This is a genomic window from Microbacterium pratiae, from assembly GCF_047302165.1.
Taxonomy (GTDB): Bacteria; Actinomycetota; Actinomycetes; order Actinomycetales; family Microbacteriaceae; genus Microbacterium.
This window is the reverse complement of the sequence record NZ_CP154843.1, coordinates 41,088-56,322: the sequence shown is the minus strand read 5'-3', so window position 1 is coordinate 56,322 and position 15,235 is coordinate 41,088. Positions and strand designations below refer to the sequence as shown.

At 71.3% G+C, this 15,235-nt stretch carries 14 protein-coding genes; 8 read left to right on the top strand and 6 right to left on the bottom strand.

Annotated features, from left to right (window positions below):
* Nucleotides 1-39: 39 nt before the first annotated feature.
* A complete protein-coding gene (locus AA0Y20_RS00245) occupies nucleotides 40-1,020 on the bottom strand; it encodes an ABC transporter substrate-binding protein (protein WP_412936457.1) in 981 nt (326 codons plus the stop codon).
* Nucleotides 1,021-1,345: 325 nt separating this feature from the next.
* Here AA0Y20_RS00245 and bsh point away from each other — a divergent pair, with 325 nt between their 5' ends.
* The 5 genes from bsh (at nucleotide 1,346) to AA0Y20_RS00220 (ending at nucleotide 5,919) form a co-directional block, all read left to right on the top strand.
* On the top strand, nucleotides 1,346-2,323 hold the full coding sequence (gene bsh, locus AA0Y20_RS00240) for a choloylglycine hydrolase (RefSeq protein ID WP_412936455.1): 978 nt from the start codon (nucleotides 1,346-1,348) through the stop codon (nucleotides 2,321-2,323).
* Nucleotides 2,324-2,463: 140 nt separating this feature from the next.
* Entirely contained in the window at nucleotides 2,464-2,634 is a 171-nt protein-coding gene (locus AA0Y20_RS00235) for a CsbD family protein (protein WP_023954312.1), read from the top strand.
* 166 nt (nucleotides 2,635-2,800) lie between these two features.
* A complete protein-coding gene (locus tag AA0Y20_RS00230) occupies nucleotides 2,801-3,172 on the top strand; it encodes a sigma factor (protein WP_412936452.1) in 372 nt (123 codons plus the stop codon).
* A gap of 87 nt (nucleotides 3,173-3,259) precedes the next feature.
* Nucleotides 3,260-4,270 carry an LLM class flavin-dependent oxidoreductase gene (locus AA0Y20_RS00225; protein ID WP_412936450.1) on the top strand — a complete coding sequence of 337 codons (1,011 nt, stop codon included), beginning with the start codon at nucleotides 3,260-3,262 and terminating at the stop codon, nucleotides 4,268-4,270.
* Nucleotides 4,267-5,919, top strand: a complete 1,653-nt coding sequence (locus AA0Y20_RS00220) for an alpha-amylase family protein (protein WP_412936449.1) — start codon at nucleotides 4,267-4,269, stop codon at nucleotides 5,917-5,919. Before AA0Y20_RS00225 ends, AA0Y20_RS00220 begins: the two co-directional genes overlap by 4 nt.
* Before the next feature lie 133 nt (nucleotides 5,920-6,052).
* Here the strand turns inward: AA0Y20_RS00220 and AA0Y20_RS00215 are convergent, their stop codons facing one another.
* From AA0Y20_RS00215 to AA0Y20_RS00205, 3 genes are all read right to left on the bottom strand, one after another.
* Nucleotides 6,053-6,976: a hypothetical protein gene (locus AA0Y20_RS00215; protein ID WP_412936447.1), complete on the bottom strand. Its 924-nt coding sequence runs from the start codon at nucleotides 6,974-6,976 to the stop codon at nucleotides 6,053-6,055.
* Between the two features lie 6 nt (nucleotides 6,977-6,982).
* Nucleotides 6,983-8,518: a polysaccharide biosynthesis tyrosine autokinase gene (locus AA0Y20_RS00210; RefSeq protein ID WP_412936445.1), complete on the bottom strand. Its 1,536-nt coding sequence runs from the start codon at nucleotides 8,516-8,518 to the stop codon at nucleotides 6,983-6,985.
* Between the two features lie 96 nt (nucleotides 8,519-8,614).
* Nucleotides 8,615-9,220 carry a low molecular weight phosphatase family protein gene (locus tag AA0Y20_RS00205; protein WP_412936443.1) on the bottom strand — a complete coding sequence of 202 codons (606 nt, stop codon included), beginning with the start codon at nucleotides 9,218-9,220 and terminating at the stop codon, nucleotides 8,615-8,617.
* 55 nt (nucleotides 9,221-9,275) lie between these two features.
* On the opposite strand from AA0Y20_RS00205, the gene AA0Y20_RS00200 reads away from it, so the two are divergent.
* Nucleotides 9,276-10,088: a CPBP family intramembrane glutamic endopeptidase gene (locus AA0Y20_RS00200; protein WP_412936441.1), complete on the top strand. Its 813-nt coding sequence runs from the start codon at nucleotides 9,276-9,278 to the stop codon at nucleotides 10,086-10,088.
* Between the two features lie 25 nt (nucleotides 10,089-10,113).
* Nucleotides 10,114-11,745, top strand: coding sequence for a hypothetical protein (locus AA0Y20_RS00195; RefSeq protein WP_412936438.1), 1,632 nt, complete (start codon nucleotides 10,114-10,116; stop codon nucleotides 11,743-11,745).
* On the opposite strand, the gene AA0Y20_RS00190 is transcribed toward AA0Y20_RS00195, so the two are convergent.
* Complete coding sequence (locus tag AA0Y20_RS00190) at nucleotides 11,737-12,798, bottom strand: sensor histidine kinase (protein ID WP_412936436.1); 1,062 nt, start codon at nucleotides 12,796-12,798, stop codon at nucleotides 11,737-11,739. The genes AA0Y20_RS00195 and AA0Y20_RS00190 overlap by 9 nt on opposite strands.
* A 51-nt stretch (nucleotides 12,799-12,849) precedes the next feature.
* Nucleotides 12,850-14,544, bottom strand: coding sequence for an ATP-binding protein (locus AA0Y20_RS00185; RefSeq protein WP_412936434.1), 1,695 nt, complete (start codon nucleotides 14,542-14,544; stop codon nucleotides 12,850-12,852).
* A gap of 227 nt (nucleotides 14,545-14,771) precedes the next feature.
* On the opposite strand from AA0Y20_RS00185, the gene rplM reads away from it, so the two are divergent.
* A complete protein-coding gene (gene rplM, locus AA0Y20_RS00180) occupies nucleotides 14,772-15,218 on the top strand; it encodes a 50S ribosomal protein L13 (RefSeq protein ID WP_412936431.1) in 447 nt (148 codons plus the stop codon).
* The last annotated feature ends 17 nt before the right edge of the window (nucleotides 15,219-15,235 follow it).

Sequence of the window (15,235 nt, the reverse complement as noted above, 5' to 3'; positions counted from 1 at the left end):
GTGGCGGCCGGCGGGGCCGACCGCCACTCGGGTGGGGGATCAGTAGGGGCGGCTGTCCAGGACTTCCTTCGCCTGCTCCTGCGTGAAGCTCTGGTCCTCGACGATGTAGGTCTTGTCGACCGACTCGCCCGCGACGACGGACTTCACGACCTCGGCCGTCTTCTCGCCGAGGAGCGGGTTGCACTCGACGATGAAGTTGAACTCGCCGTTCGCCAGCGCCGTCATGCCGTCCTTGACCGCGTCGATCGTGACGATCTGGATGTCGGTGCCCGGCGTCATGCCGGCCGCCTTGATCGCGTCGAGGGCGCCGAGGCCCATGTCGTCGTTGTGCGCGAACAGCACGTTGATCTCCGAGCCGAACTTCTGCAGGAAGCCCTCCATGACCGTCTTGCCCTCGGCGCGGGTGAAGTTGCCGGTCTGCGAGTCGAGGACGGTGATGTCCGAGCCCGCGACGGCGGCATCGAAACCGGTCTGCCGGTCGGTCGCGGCCGACGACCCGGTCGTGCCCTCGAGGATCACCATGTTCGTCGGCTTCGAGCCGAAGTTCTCGGCGACCCATTCGCCGGCGGTCTTGCCCTCCTGCTCGAAGTCGAGTCCGATCCAGCTCGCGTAGAGGTCTTCGGATGCCGATACCGTGCGGTCTTCGAGGATGACGGGGATGCCGGCATCCTTCGCCTCCTTCAGGACGTCGTCCCAGCCGTCGCTGACGATGGGGGCGAGGACGATCGCGTCGACCCCCTGGTTGATGAAGCTGCGCACCGCGGCGATCTGGGCCTCGGGCTTGTTGTCGGCGGCGTTGAAGATCAGGTCGAAGCCGTTCTCGGCCGAGAACGCCTCCTTGATCGACTCGGTGTTGGCGCTGCGCCATCCGCTCTCGGAACCGGTCTGGGCGAACCCGACCGTGATGACGTCGTCGCCGCCGGAGCCGCCCGGCGAGCTGGAGCTCGCGCATGCGGTGGCGCTGAGTGCGACGACGCCGAGCATGGCGATCGCGGTGACGACGGACTTCACCTGGGACATCGGAAACCTCCTCGTTTCGTCCGGCGGCGTCGCCGGATCTCTGATGCATGTCACCTCAAGGGGACGCTCGAATGTTAGCGCTCACAATATGGGCCGTGTCAAGGGCGACATCGATAACGAATCAGCAACCGACTGGCATGATGGCGCGCCGAAGGCGGCCAGGATCGACCGGCTGAGGTGAGCGCTCACACTTAGCCGACCGGTGCGGTCCCCGCCGGTCGGCAGACGGCTGGGGGCGTGTCAAGTGCCCTGTCGAGCACGATCGGCCCTCGGGTAGGGGTGGGGCGAGGGCCGACGGGCGGCCCACCGTGACAGGAGGCGCACCGTGTGCACAGGCGTCAGCTACACCAGCCAGAGCCATTACTTCGGCCGGAACCTCGACCTCGAGTTCTCGTATCACGAGACCGTCGTCGTGACTCCGCGCAACTTCCCCTTCCGGTTCCGGGCGACGGAGCCGCTCGAGACCCACCACGCGATCATCGGCATCGCGACGATCGCCGACGGATATCCGCTGTACTACGACGCGGTCAACGAGCGCGGGCTGGGCATGGCGGGGCTGAACTTCCCCGACAACGCGGACTACAAGCCGGAGAAGGCGGGCACGACCAACGTCGCGTCGTTCGAGTTCATCCCGTGGGTGCTCGGCCGCTTCGCGACGGTCGACGAGGTGGCCGCGGCGCTCGCCGACGTCACCATCACCGACGTCTCGTTCAGCGACAGCTTCCCCGCCTCGCCGCTGCACTGGATCATCGCCGACCGGTCGCGCTCGATCACCGTCGAGAGCGTCCGCGAGGGTCTGCGCGTGTACGACAACCCCGTCGGGGTGCTGACGAACAACCCGACGTTCGACATCCAGCTGTTCGGGCTCAACAACGTCATGCACTTGTCGACCCATCCGCCGGAGAACACCTTCGCCCCCGACCTCGCGTTGGATCGCTACAGCCGCGGCATGGGAGCCATCGGGCTTCCCGGCGACCTCTCGTCCTCATCCCGCTTCATCAAGGCGGCGTTCACCCGCATGAACTCCGTCGCGGGCGACTCCGAGTCGGAGTCGATCAGTCAGTTCTTCCAGATCCTCGGGTCCGTCGCGCAGCAGCGCGGGTGCGTGCACGTCGGCGACGAGGGCAAGTACGAGATCACCATCTACTCGTCGTGCTGCAACACCAACACCGGCGTGTACTACTACACGACGTACGAGAACAGCCAGATCTCCGGGGTCGACATGCACCGGGAGGACCTCGACGCCGACACGCTCGTGCACTACCCCCTCGTGACGGGGCAGCAGATCAACATGCAGAACTGACGACCGGCCATACCGCATTACCGGCCGGAACGCGAGCGGTCGCGCGTGCGGAATCGGTCGACCTACCGTGTGTGGACCGGGATGAACCGTCCCGGCATCCGGGGATCAGACCCGGACGCAGATCGACGGAAGGGGCCGATATGGGACTCGACGACAAGATCAAGAACGCAGCTCAGGACCTCGCGGGCAAGGCCAAGGAGGCCACCGGCAAGGCCACTGACAACGAGCGTCTCGAAGCCGAAGGCCACAAGGACCAGACCGCCGCCAACGTCAAGAAGGCCGGCGAGAACGTCAAGGATGCCTTCAAGTAAGACGCTCCCTCACGCGAGCGCCCCGGGTCTTCGGCCCCGGGGCGCTTTGCTGTCCGCCGTCGATGCACACGCGGCGGATGTATTCGTCTGACTGCATCCGCCTACCACGGGCGGTCTCGAGACTCAAGCGCTTCCCGACGGCGACGCGGCGGCGGACGATTCCCTCATGACAGATCTGCTCGCGCCGGACACGGCCGCGGACGAGCCCGCGCGTCCCGGTTCCGAACCCGAGCTGATCGCTCTCCTCACCGCTGTCGCCGTCGGCGACCGGAGTGCCTTCGCCGAGCTGTACGACGTCACCGCCGCGGCCGCGTTCGGGCTCGCGCTGCGACTGACCGCGAACCGGGCGGCCGCCGAGGACGCGGTGCGCGAGGCCTTCCTCGACGTCTGGCGGGAGGCCTGCCGGTTCGACGCGGGAGCGGGCACGGCACGCGCGTGGATCCTCGCCCACCTCCGGCGTCGCGCCGTCGGCCGCGACCGGCTGGCCGACATGCGAGAAGCGCTGACGCGGCTCCACGAGACGAGCGGGCGGGCCTGAGGTCGGGCCTGACACCGGCCCTGTACCGCACCCGCCGCCCTCGGGCAACAGGAGGTATGCGGCCCCGTGCCCCCGAAAGACTGGGGCATGGCCTTCATCGGATATCACGCTTCGCACGAACAGCTCGCGCCCAGCGCGCTCCTCGAAGCCGTCATCGCGGCCGAACGCGTCGGCTTCGACGGGGCGTTCAGCGCTGATCACCTCGCGCCCTGGACGCCCCGCCAGGGGCACTCGGGCAACACGATCGCCTGGCTCGGGGCAGCGCTCGCCTCGACCCGGTTCCCGATCGGGTCGGTCTCGACCCCCGGGCAGCTGTACCACCCCGTCGTCAGCGCCCAGGCGATCGCCACGCTCGCCGAGATGTTCCCGGGGCGCTACTTCGCCGCCCTCGGCAGCGGCGAGCTGCTCAACGAGCACGTCACCGGTGCCCCGTGGCCGCCGAAGGACGAACGCACGGCGCGCCTGGGGGAGTGCGTCGAGGTCATGCGCGGTCTGCTCGCGGGCGAACGCGTCGATCACGACGGCCGTATCCGTGTGCACGAGGCCCGTCTGTGGAGCCGGCCCGCCGGACCGGCCACCCTCATGGCCACCGCCGCCTCGCCCGAGACCGCCCGCTGGGCCGCCGGATGGGCCGACGGGCTCGTCACCGTCGGCACCCGCCGCGACCAGGTCGCCGAGGTCGTCGATGCGTACCTGGATGCCGGCGGCCTCGGCCCCACCTGCCTGCAGGTGCACATCGCGCTCGCCGCATCGACGGACGAGGCGACCGCGGTCGTGCGCGACCAGTGGCTGCACGGCGTCGTGACGCCCCCGGAGGCGTGGGACATCGCGCAGCCCGAAGACTTCGCCGCCCGAGCGGGCGACCCCGGCGACGCCGAGCTCGCCGAGCACGTGCTCATCGCGGACGATTCCCCCCACGGCATCGCCGACCTGGCCGACCGCCTCGCTGACCTCGTCGAGGCCGGCTTCGACCGCCTCTACATCCACGAGATCTCGCAGGACCAGCGGGCGTTCCTCGGCGAGCGGGCGGTCGCGCTCCTCGCCGCGCTCCGCGAGCGGGTGGGGTCCGCCCCGGACATCGCCGGGGGTGCCCGATGAAGATCTCCGACACGAGCGACCTGTGGTGGAAGAACGCGGTGCTGTACTGCGTGGACGTCGAGAAGTACCTCGACGACGACGGCGACGGCGCCGGTGACCTGCAGGGTCTTGCTCGGCGATTGCCCTATCTCGCGGACCTCGGCGTCACGTGTCTCTGGCTCATGCCTTTCTACCCGACGCCCGGGCGCGACAACGGATACGACGTGTCGGACTACTACGGGGTCGATCCCCGCGTGGGAACGCACGGTGACTTCGTCGAGCTCATCCGGACCGCCGAGGACCGCGGCATCCGGGTCATCGTCGACCTCGTCATGAACCACACCTCCGACCAGCATCCGTGGTTCCTCTCGGCGAGCGAGAGCCGCGAGTCGCCCTACCGCGATTTCTACGTGTGGCGGGACGAGATCCCCGACGACCCCCGCGAGACTCAGTTCCCCGGTGAGGAGGACGGCGTCTGGGAGTGGAACGAGAAGACCGGACAGTATTACCTGCACAGCTTCTACGCCCACCAGCCCGACCTGAACGCCGAGAACCCCGACGTGCAGCGCGAGCTGGCGAGAGTCATGGGCTTCTGGCTGCAGCTGGGCGTCTCGGGCTTCCGGGTCGATGCGGTGCCTTCCTTCGTCTCGTCGCCCGAACGCCGCGAGCCGCAGCGCGATCACGATGTCCTGCGTGCGCTGCGCCGCTTTGCCCAGCGCCGCTCGAGCGAGGCGATGCTCGTGGGCGAGGTCAACGTCCCCCACGACGAGCAGGCCGCGTACTTCGGCGCCGACGGCGACGGCGAGCTGCACATGCAGTTCGACTTCGCGAGCAACCAAGCGCTGTACCTCGCCCTCGCGCGGGAGGACCCGGAGCCGCTGCGCGCTTCGCTCGCGGGCCGCCCCGAGATCTCGACGATCTCTCAGTGGGCGAACTTCGTCCGCAACCACGACGAGCTCACTCTCGACCAGCTTTCCGACGCCGAGCGGGAGGAGGTCTTCGCGGCCTTCGCTCCCGAGGAGTCGATGCAGGTCTTCGGGCGCGGCATCCGACGCCGGCTGCCCCCGATGCTCGGCGGCGACCCGCGGCGCATCCGCCTCGTCTACAGCCTCCTCTTCTCCCTACCCGGGACTCCCGTGCTGCTGTACGGCGAGGAGATCGGCATGGGTGAGAACCTCGACATCGCGGAGCGGGACGCCGTGCGTGTGCCGATGCAGTGGCGCCCCGACGGCGGCTTCTCCGCCGCATCGGCGAGCGCGCACCCCTTACCTGCTCCGGACGGGCCCTACGCGCCTCAGCACGTGAACGTCGAAAACCAGCTCCTGGATGCGGACTCGTTGTTCGCGTTCGTGCGCGGGCTCGCACGCAGCTACCGGCAGTCTCCCGAGATCGGCTGGGGCGACCTCGAACTGCTGCCCGTCACGGCAGCAGCCGTGCTCGCCCACGGGGCCCGCACGAGGGAGAGCCGGTTCGTCGCGGTGCACAACTTCGCCGGAGAACCGGTCGCGTTCGACGTCGACCTCGGCGACGAACCGGCGGGGACCGAACTCGTGTGCCTCGCTTCGGGGGAGAACTGGACACTGGACCACGGCAGGGTCACGATGAGCCTCGACGGCTACGGGGCTCGTCGTTTCCGAGTCACCCGGCCCGGGGACGGGCGCCTGCCCTGACGGGTGAACCAGCGGGTGAATTCGGCGCTCACGGGGCACCGACGCCGTCGAACGCGGTCAGGATGGGAGGGACCGCGGGGTCGAGGGTCGGACGGCCGGGGGGATCGTCCGCCCCTCGATCCCGTGCCGGACGTCAGCGCTCGATCGTCGCGATCGCATCGCCCGACCAGACGATGATCTCGTCCTCGAACGCCGCGATCGCCGCGGGCGCCGCCGCGTCGGTGCCGGGGATGCATTCCGATGGAGCTGCGACGCCCGCCGCGTCGACCCACGACACGGCCAGGGCCTCGCCGCATGTGCCGCCGTCGACCCGTGCGACCGCGGTCGCACGGCCCAGGACGTCGAGGGCGACGGCATCCATGAGCGGAAGCGGAGCGAACGCTCCCGTTCCGACGCGCGTGTAGGGGACGCCGTCGCAGATGACGGCGGTCTGCTGCGCGCCGACCCGCACGCTGGCCGGCGCCGCACAGGGGAGGGACACCTCGCCGGAGGGCGACGTGAGCACGGTCGGCGCGGAGCCGGAAGGGTAGGTCGCGCGGGTCAGGAGATCGGGATACGGGTCCCAGAACCGGCCCTGCGTGAACGTGCGGAGCAGCTGCGGTGCGCACCCGGCCAGGTCGGCGACGAGCTCGGCCTCGGTGCCCGAGAGACCCGAGAGGGCACGGACCTGCTCGATGCCGCGGGAACGCGGCGTCACGTCGGTCCAGGTCGTGCCGCCGTCGTCCGAACGCTCCACGACCGGCTCGTCGCCGTCGCAGGCCCCCGCGGTCGCTCGCCAGAGCGTGCCCTCCGACGAGCGGGCGAGGAAGCGGTCGGCAGCCCCGCCGCCGGCGGCAGGGGCCACCGTCGGACTCGGCGTCGGCGTCGCGGGTCGGCCTTCACTGCGGAACGAGAAGCTCGGCACCGGCCCGGCGGTCGGGGCCACGGCGGGCTCGGGGCTGCGATCATGCTGCAGCGCCAGCGCGGTGAGAGCGATCACGACCAGCGCGAGGGCACCGACTCCCGCCACCGACAACGCGCGGGCGATCGGAGATCCGGTCAGGTCACGTCGCGCCATGCGCCGTCAGCTCTCAGACGGATCGGAGCGCCGGGAGTCGTCCGACGAACGAGTGCGGAACCCCAGCTCGTCGAGGCTCGGGGCGGCCGCGGGGTCGCTCGCGTCCGCACGGCGGCGCCGACCGCGCGGCTGCTTGGCGCGCGCGGCGGGCTGTGCGCGGCGGGCCTCGCGTTCGGCGGTCTCCTGCTGGGTGTAGCCGTAGCCGTAACCGTACCCGCCGTAGTACGCATCCGGTCCGCGCGTGGGCACCATCGTGAGGACCACACCCGCGACCTTGGCGTCGACGGTCTGCAGCGCGTCGATCGCGCCGGTGAGCTGGTGGCGCGTGGTCCGGCCCGCGGCGACGCCGACGATCGCGCCGCTCGTCGCGCGGGCGAGGATCGCGGCGTCGGTCACGGGCAGGAGCGGCGGGGCGTCGCAGAGCACGACGTCGAAGTCGCGCTCGAGCACCTCGAGCAGCTGGCGCATCTGCGGCGAGGCGAGCAGCTCGCTCGGGTTCGGCGGGATCTTGCCGGACGGCAGCACGTAGAGGCTTCGGCCGCCCCACGGCAGCATCACATCGCCCAGACGTGCCCGGCCGATGAGGACATCGGTGAGCCCGGCTCCGCCCTCGAGGCCGAGGTACTCGTCGACCTTCGGCTTGCGCAGGTCGGTGTCGAGCAGCGCGACCTTCTTGCCGGCGTCGGCGAGGGCGATCGCGAGATTGATCGTCGTGGTCGACTTGCCCTCGCTCGGCACCGAGCTCGTGACGACGAAGCTCGAGCGGCCCCCCATGTCGAGGAACTGCAGGTTGGTGCGCAGTGCTCGGAACGACTCGGCGCGCGGGCTCAACGGGTCGGCGTGGACGATGAGCGGCCGGTCCTTGGCCTTGGGGTCGAACGCGATCGCACCGATCAGCGGCGAGTCGGTGACCTGCTCGACGTCGCGCGAGCTGCGGATGCGGGTGTCGAGAACCGTACGCAGCACCGCGATCCCGATCCCGAGAGCGAGGCCCACGAGGAGGCCGAGCGCGAGGTTCAGGGGGACGTTCGGGCTCGACGGGCTCAGCGCCGGCTGCGCGTCGCGGACGCGCGAGAGCTGGATGGGGCTCGCACCCGCGTCGCTCGCCGGCTCGATCGCGGGGACCACGGCCGACAGGCTGGCCGCCAGGGCGTTCGCGATGTCCGCCGCCGCGACCGGATCGGTGTCGACCACGGTGATCGTGATGAGCGTCGTGTTCAAGGCGGCGCTCGCGCTGACCTTGTCGGCGAGCTGGCCCGCCGTGGTGCCGAGGCCGAGCTCCGCGATCACGGGGTTCATGACGATGGGCGTCGAGACGAGGCCGACGTAGGTGTTGATCCGCGCCTGCGCGAAGGTGGAGCCCTGCTGCAGCTCGGCGACGCTGCCGGAGGTCTGCGTCGAGACGAAGACCGTGCTCGAGGATTCGTAGGTGGGCGTCCGCGTCAGCGAGTATGCGGCGGCCGCACCCACACCCACGAGGGTGACCACGAGGATCACGATCCAGTTCTTGCGGAGGATGCGGATGTAGTCGGAGAGCTCCATGCTGCCCTTCGGTGCTCGCCACGAGGGCGTCGGCGGAAACTCGGATCAGTCTGCCACAGCCATGTTTCCAGCCGGAGTCGGATCGCGCGTGCCGGATCAGGCCGTCGGCGCCGTGGCGAGCTCGACGACGCGCACCACCTGATCGACGGCCGGATCGAGCTGGGCCGCCGACGTCTCGTAGGTCGACCACGACCGCCGGTACGGGTCGACGACGTCGTCGTCGGCCGGGTCGGCCGGCGGGAGCACGAGACCGCGCTGTCCGGCGACCGCCGCGATCGCCGCGCGCAGCCGCCCGGCCGGGTCCTGGTCGGGCGCCGCCGCGGCTGCGGCGAGCAGAGCGGCGTCGGGGAGCGACGAGGCGAGACGCGCGAACTCGCGCGCCGTGAACGCCACGCGGGTGCGCGCGGGGACCAGCTCGGCGACCGCACGCCGGTGCTCGCGCGCCATGGCCAGGACGAGGTCGGCGGAGCCCAGGTGCTGCTCGGTGAGGAAGCGAGCGCGGTGGGCTGCGGCATCCGCGGCTCCGACGCCGCGCGCGAGCGCCAGCTGCTGCGCCTCGGGAGTCATCGGGTGATCGGCCATTCCGCGGGTGCCCGCACTCGTCACGCGCACGTCCCTCCCGGCCAGTCGCGTCTGCAGCAGAAGCGCGGCGAGGGGGGAGCGGCAGATGTTCCCCGTGCAGATCGTCGCGATCTCGATCATGGGGACCTCCGGAGAAGGGCAGCGGCGGTCGCCGGGCCGCCGGTAACGTGGGCGCGTGCACACCCACCCTAGCGAGCCCGTCGCGTCCGTCGCCGATCCCGTCGTCGACCCCTCCGCGCAGGATGCGTCGTCGCGCTCGCGTCGACCGCGACGCCGTCGCATCGACTGGCGTCAGGGGGGATCGAGCGTGCGGGACTGGCGCGAGATGATGCTCGCCTGGTCGCTCGTCAGCCTCGGCGGCGGCATCCTGCTCGGGTATCTCGTGCTGTGGCTCCAGCCCGCCGCCGCGTGGTCGGGCGTCGCGGCGACCGCGGCGCTCGGGCTCGGGATGCTGGTGCCCGTCGTCCTCGCGCTTCGGGTGTCGCGCCCCGCGGGGCTCCTCCGGTTCCGGTCCTCCGACCTCCTCATCGGGCTGGGCTTCGGCGTCGCGCTGCGTCTCGGTCAGGGGCTGATCCAGCAGGGTGTCGAGGGACAGGCGCGCTTTCCCGGTCTCCTGCTCGTCGACGGCGGCATCCCGGCCAGCTGGTGGCTGACGGATGCCACGGCGGCGGGCCTCGTCGCGCCGGTGCTGGAGGAGTTCTTCTTCCGCGGGGTCGTGCTCGTCGCGGTGTACTCCCTGCTGCGCCGGCCCGCCGGACCGGCGACGGCCGGCGTCGCCGCCCTGCTCGTCTCGACGGCCGTCTTCCTGGTGAGCCATCTCGTCGGCGGTGACCTCGGCGTCGCCGGTGTGCTGTCGATCGCCCTCGTCGGCGCGGTCTGCGCGGCGCTCGTGCTGGTGACCGGGCGCATCTGGACCGGCGTCGTGGCGCACGTCGTCTACAACCTCTCCGGGGTCGGTCTCGTCCTCGCCGGGACGATCGCGGGCTGAGTCCTCGGACCGACGCGGAGCCCGCATGACGACCTGGTGGAACGCGGTCTCGGGCGGCGGCTTCTACACGCGCTGGAGCGCGGCCGCATCGTTGCTGGTGGCCGGCGTCTTCTCGGTGCCTTCGGTCGGCGGCGTCGGCATCGAGGCGTACCTGCGCGGCGCGACGGTGGCCGTCCTGGGGTGGGCGGTCCTGGCCGCGCTGCTCGTCCCGGTCGCCGTCGCAGAACGCCGTCTGCCGTCGCGACTCGGCCGCGCGGCGCTGGTTCTCGGCGCCCTTCTCGCCGCGGCGACGGTCCGACCCTTCGTGAACGACGCGATCAGCTCGGCGCTGTTCGGCATCGTCCCGAGCGGGCCCATGCCGTCGCGCATCGCCACGAACCTCGTGACCGCGCTCGCGCTGCTCTCCATCGTCGCGGTCATCACGTCGCGGCACGCCGCGTCGCGCACGGCCGCCGAACGGCTCCGCGCCGCCCTCGCGAGGGTCGCGGGCGCCGAGGCGCGACGGCAGCGCGTCGCGTCGGCGGCCCGAGACGCTCTCGTGACCGGCATCGCGGCGCTCCGCCGTTCGCGCGAGCAGATGCTGGGCGGGCCCGTCGACTTCGAGGCCGTCCGCGGGTTCTCCGAGAACGTCCGCGGGCTGAGCCACCGCGTCGACCGCCTGCTGCGCGACCCCGACGCCGATGACGCCGGGGCGCCGCTCCCGCCCGCCGCCGACGCGCAACTGTCGATGCGGCTGGTCGCGCCGCCCTGGCTCAGCGTCGCGCCGCTCTACGCCCTGACCTGCTTCCCCTACGCCGTCGCCGCGGGCGGCGCGGGCGTCGGGCTCGCGGGCCTCGCCGGCGCCATCGTCGTCGATCTCGTCGCCGGTGCTGCCGTGCGCCGCTGGGCCCGCCCGCCGCGTCCCGCCGCCTTCCTGGCGATCTGGACCGTCGCCGGCGCCGTGATGAGTGCCGTCACCTACCTCTTCCTGCCCCGCATCGGGGTGCTCGGCCTCGTGCCGGTCCTCGCCGTCCCCGTCGTCGCGGTGCTGGTGGGGCTCTGCCGCGATGCCCTCTCGCGTGCGGGCGCCGACGAGCGCCGGGCCGCCGCCGCACTCGCCGAGGTTGCGCGTGAGGCGGCGGAGGTCGACGAGAGCTCACCGGTCCGCCGGGCGATCGACATCCTGCACGGGCGCGCGCAGGGAGCCTGCGTCGTGTTCGCGGCCCGTGTCGACGAGCGTGCCCCGACCGCCGACGAGGTGGCGGATTTCCGCCGCCGCACCGAGGCTGCGCTCGAGGAGATCCTCGATGCCGGATCGCCCGAGCGGATACCGGCGAGCGAGTCGCTCGACCGTCTGGTCGAGGCCTGGGCTCCCGCCGTCACGGTCACGCAGAGCATCGATGACGCGGTCCGTCGGCGGCTGAGCGAGCCGGCGACCGCCGACCGCGTCGCGTCAGTCGTCACGGACGCGCTCGTCAACGCCGTCAAGCACTCCGGGGCGCGCGATGCCCGCGTCGTCGCCCGCGTCACCGGCTCGGGTGCGTTGCTGCTGCGCGTGTCCTCGCCCGGACGGCTCGCGCCGCGCCCCGGACACGGCCTCGGAACCGTCGGACGACGCGTCTTCCAGGACGGCGGCGACGTCGTCCTGGAGACGGTCATCCCGCCGTCGTCACTGTGAGGGCGGCAGTCGCAGGGTGACCGTGGTGCCCGCGCCCGGGGTGCTCTCGATGAACGCCTCGCCGCCGAGTCGCCGCGCGATGTCGCGCACGCTCGCGAGTCCGAGGCCGGTCCCGCCGTCGCCGGGGTCGGAGAGACGTCCGCGGTGGTAGGGCTCGAAGATCGACGCGAGGTCCGCCGGATCGATGCCGCGCCCGCTGTCGGCGACCGACACGACCGCGGCATCCGGTTCCTCCGACACCGAGATGACGATCGCGTCCTCGCTGTACTTCGCCGCGTTGTCGATGATGTTCGCGAGCGCACGGCGCAGGAGCGCACGATCGGTGGACACGTGCGCCCGCCCCGCGCCGCGCGCGACCACGCGCTCGTTGACGTCGCCCGGGAGTACGAGCTCGGCTGCCTCACGGGCGAGGGTGAGCAGATCGGTCTCCTCGCTCTCGTCGCCGTGGCCTCCCCGAACGTGGGCCGACAGCTCACCCACCATCGCGATGATGTGGTCCGTCACGCGCGAGACGTGCTGCAGCAGACCGGCCTGCGCCGCCGGGATCTCGTCCTCGAGCAGATCGACGTAGCCGCGCAGTGCGGTGATGGGAGACAGGAGGTCGTGGGCGAACGCGCGGAGGAACCCGTCCTTCTCGTCGTCGACCCGCTTCGCTTCGCTCAGATCCCGCACGATCTTCACGAACCCCGCGGGCTCGCCGTCCTGGTCGCGGACCGCCGTGATGAGGACGTGCGCCCAGAAGAGCGAGCCGTCGCCGCGGACCCGCCAGCCGGTGTCCTCGACGGCGCCGTCGGCGCGTGCGGCGGCGAGCAGTCGCGCCGGGCGGCCGCGCTCCCGGTCCTCAGGCCGGTAGAAGCGGGAGAACGGCGTGCCGATGACGTCCGCTGCGGCGTACCGCTTCAGCCGCTCGGCGCCCGGGTTCCACGACCGCACCACGCCCGCGTCGTCGAGCTCGACGATCGCGACGGATGTCACCTGCGCCGCCCAGTCGGTGGCGGCGCCGGAGCCGGCGGCCCCCGCCTCGGAGGCGTGGTCGTAGGGGGAAGCGCTCATCGTCGTCGTCACCTCGAACGGGCCGAGTTGTCGAGAGTCTCAGCGTCGGGATCATTCTCCTGTCGCGACGGATGTCCCGCCTGGACTTGACACCGGAGCCTCGAGTGTCCGTTCGTGCGGGGCGGTCGGCAGCACGATCGCCATCGCGGTGCCGCCCGATGCCGAAGCACCCACCCGGACGCGCCCACCGTGGGCCACGACCGCGTTGCGCACGACGGAGAGCCCGATGCCGAACCCCTGGATCGCGTGCTTGAGGGCGTAGGGGGTGCGGTAGAAGGGGTCGAAGACGCGGGTGCGCTCGAGGGAGGTCAGCCCGGGGCCGCTGTCGCTGACGACGATGTGGATGCCCGTCTCGTCCACACGCTGGCCGATGACGACGGCGGATGCGGGCGGGCTGAACTTCACGGCGTTGACCAGCAGCTCCTCGAGGGACTGCCGGATGCGCACCGGGTCGAGCACGACGCGCTCGTCGGTCGCGCCGATCTGCTGGATGGAGCTGCCGCGGCGTTCGGCCTGGGGTGTGACGGCGCGCACGGCCGAGGCGATCAGGTCGCTCAGGGTCACGGGGCGCGGTGACACTTCGGTGTCGGTCGAGGCGGCGGCGAGCAGCTCGTTGATGCGGTCCGTCAGCACGAGGACGTTGCGCTCGACCAGCGAGAGGTATCGCGTCGCGGCGGGGTCGTCCGACGGGACCCTCTCGGACAGGAGGTCGAGATACCCGGTCACGCTCGTCAGCGGCGTCCGCAGCTCGTGCGACACCGTCCGCAGGAAGTCGTGACGGATCTGGGCGGCGTCGGCCATCTCGGTCACGTCGTGGGCGACGACGAGCGTGCCCAGCAGCGTGCCGTCGGCGCGGCGCACCCGGTCGGAATCGGCGAGGATGGCGCGCTGCATCGTCGGCGGGCCGACCCACTCGACGGCCTCGCTCACCCTCTCGCCCCGCAGCGCGCGGGGGATGAGCTGCTCGTGGTGCGGCACCGGTGTGACCCGGTCGGCCGCCAGCACGGCATCCCCGGCATACGGCGCCACGTCGAGGGCGAACCCCATCGCCCGGGACAGATCCTCGGCGGTGCGGTTGGCCAGCATGAGTCGGCCGGCATCGTCGTAGAGCGCGACACCGCTGCGGACGGTGTCGAGCACCGTGCGCAGCACGAGTTCGTTGTCGTGCGCCTGCGTTAGTGCGTGCGCCCGTTCCTCGTGTGACGAGCGCAGGCGCCGGCCGTTCCGGCGCAGATGCTGCGCCGCGATGTTCACGACGACGGCCACGGCCAGGATGAGCCCGGGCAGGGTGAGGACGTTGGCCCACTCCAGCGGCGTCGCGGGGGCGCTGCCGCGGACGATGAACGGCAGCGAGGTCATGAACGCCGCCCCGCCCACCGCGGCGATGAACGCCACCGGAGGGAAGCCGTACGCGATCCAGAGGATCGGGAAGATCGCGAGCATGCTCACCCCGGGCAGGAGCCAGACCACCTCGGTGCGCAGGAGCGCGACGGCGACGATGTCGGTCACGGCGATCGCGATCATCCAGGACGGCGAGAGCCGCTCCCACGGGACGAGCGCGCCGGCCATCGAGGCGACGATGACGAGGATCACGGCTGCGCCGACGAAAGGCGACGACAGCGACGACGGTGCTCCGGCGACGAGAGCGACGATCACGATGAGCGTGCCGATCACGAACGGCAGCTGCGCGCGCACGAAGACGCGGATGCGCCCGGCGCGCGCGCGCCGCAGTTCGAACAGGGGCATCCGGGGTCTCCGATCGGGGTGCATGAGAGATCGAGGACGGCCCGGGGGGACAGGCGCGGCTTTGATAACGTCGACCGATAGCGTACGCTGTCTCTTTGGTGCGCATGCCACGCAGGCGTGTCGCCACGAACGTGAGCCCTCCACTGGCGTGTTCGTCCGTCTCGGATGAACCACCCCGGAGCGGGATTCACGAACTCCTCCGTTCGATTCAAGAAAGCAGCACTACTGTGACGCGCACTTTCACCCCCAAGGCTGGCGAGATCCAGCGCGAGTGGCTGGTCATCGACGCAACCGACGTCGTCCTCGGCCGCCTCGCCTCGCACGCCGCCGTCCTCCTTCGCGGCAAGCACAAGGCCTCCTTCGCTCCCCACGTCGACACCGGTGACTTCGTCATCGTCGTCAACGCGGCGAAGGTGGCGCTGACCGGTCAGAAGCTCCAGAAGAAGATGGCATACCGCCACTCGGGCTACCCGGGCGGCCTCAAGGCTGTCTCCTACGAGGAGCTGCTCGAGAAGAACCCCGTCCGCGCGGTCGAGAAGGCCATCCGCGGCATGCTCCCGAAGAACAGCCTGGGCCGCCAGCAGCTCTCGAAGCTCAAGGTCTACGCCGGTGCCGAGCACCCGCACGCTGCGCAGCAGCCCACCACCTACACCTTCGACCAGGTCGCCCAGTAAGCGCCGCGAAAACACTC

Coding starts and splice junctions, on each gene's coding strand:
- AA0Y20_RS00245 (WP_412936457.1), bottom strand. CDS start 1,020: ATGTCCCAGGTGAAGTCCGTCGTCACCGCGATCGCCATGCTCGGCGTC.
- AA0Y20_RS00235 (WP_023954312.1), top strand. CDS start 2,464: ATGGGACTCGACGACAAGATCAAGAACGCAGCTCAGGACCTCGCGGGC.
- AA0Y20_RS00230 (WP_412936452.1), top strand. CDS start 2,801: ATGACAGATCTGCTCGCGCCGGACACGGCCGCGGACGAGCCCGCGCGT.
- AA0Y20_RS00225 (WP_412936450.1), top strand. CDS start 3,260: ATGGCCTTCATCGGATATCACGCTTCGCACGAACAGCTCGCGCCCAGC.
- AA0Y20_RS00220 (WP_412936449.1), top strand. CDS start 4,267: ATGAAGATCTCCGACACGAGCGACCTGTGGTGGAAGAACGCGGTGCTG.
- AA0Y20_RS00215 (WP_412936447.1), bottom strand. CDS start 6,976: ATGGCGCGACGTGACCTGACCGGATCTCCGATCGCCCGCGCGTTGTCG.
- AA0Y20_RS00210 (WP_412936445.1), bottom strand. CDS start 8,518: ATGGAGCTCTCCGACTACATCCGCATCCTCCGCAAGAACTGGATCGTG.
- AA0Y20_RS00205 (WP_412936443.1), bottom strand. CDS start 9,220: ATGATCGAGATCGCGACGATCTGCACGGGGAACATCTGCCGCTCCCCC.
- AA0Y20_RS00195 (WP_412936438.1), top strand. CDS start 10,114: ATGACGACCTGGTGGAACGCGGTCTCGGGCGGCGGCTTCTACACGCGC.
- AA0Y20_RS00190 (WP_412936436.1), bottom strand. CDS start 12,798: ATGAGCGCTTCCCCCTACGACCACGCCTCCGAGGCGGGGGCCGCCGGC.
- AA0Y20_RS00185 (WP_412936434.1), bottom strand. CDS start 14,544: ATGCCCCTGTTCGAACTGCGGCGCGCGCGCGCCGGGCGCATCCGCGTC.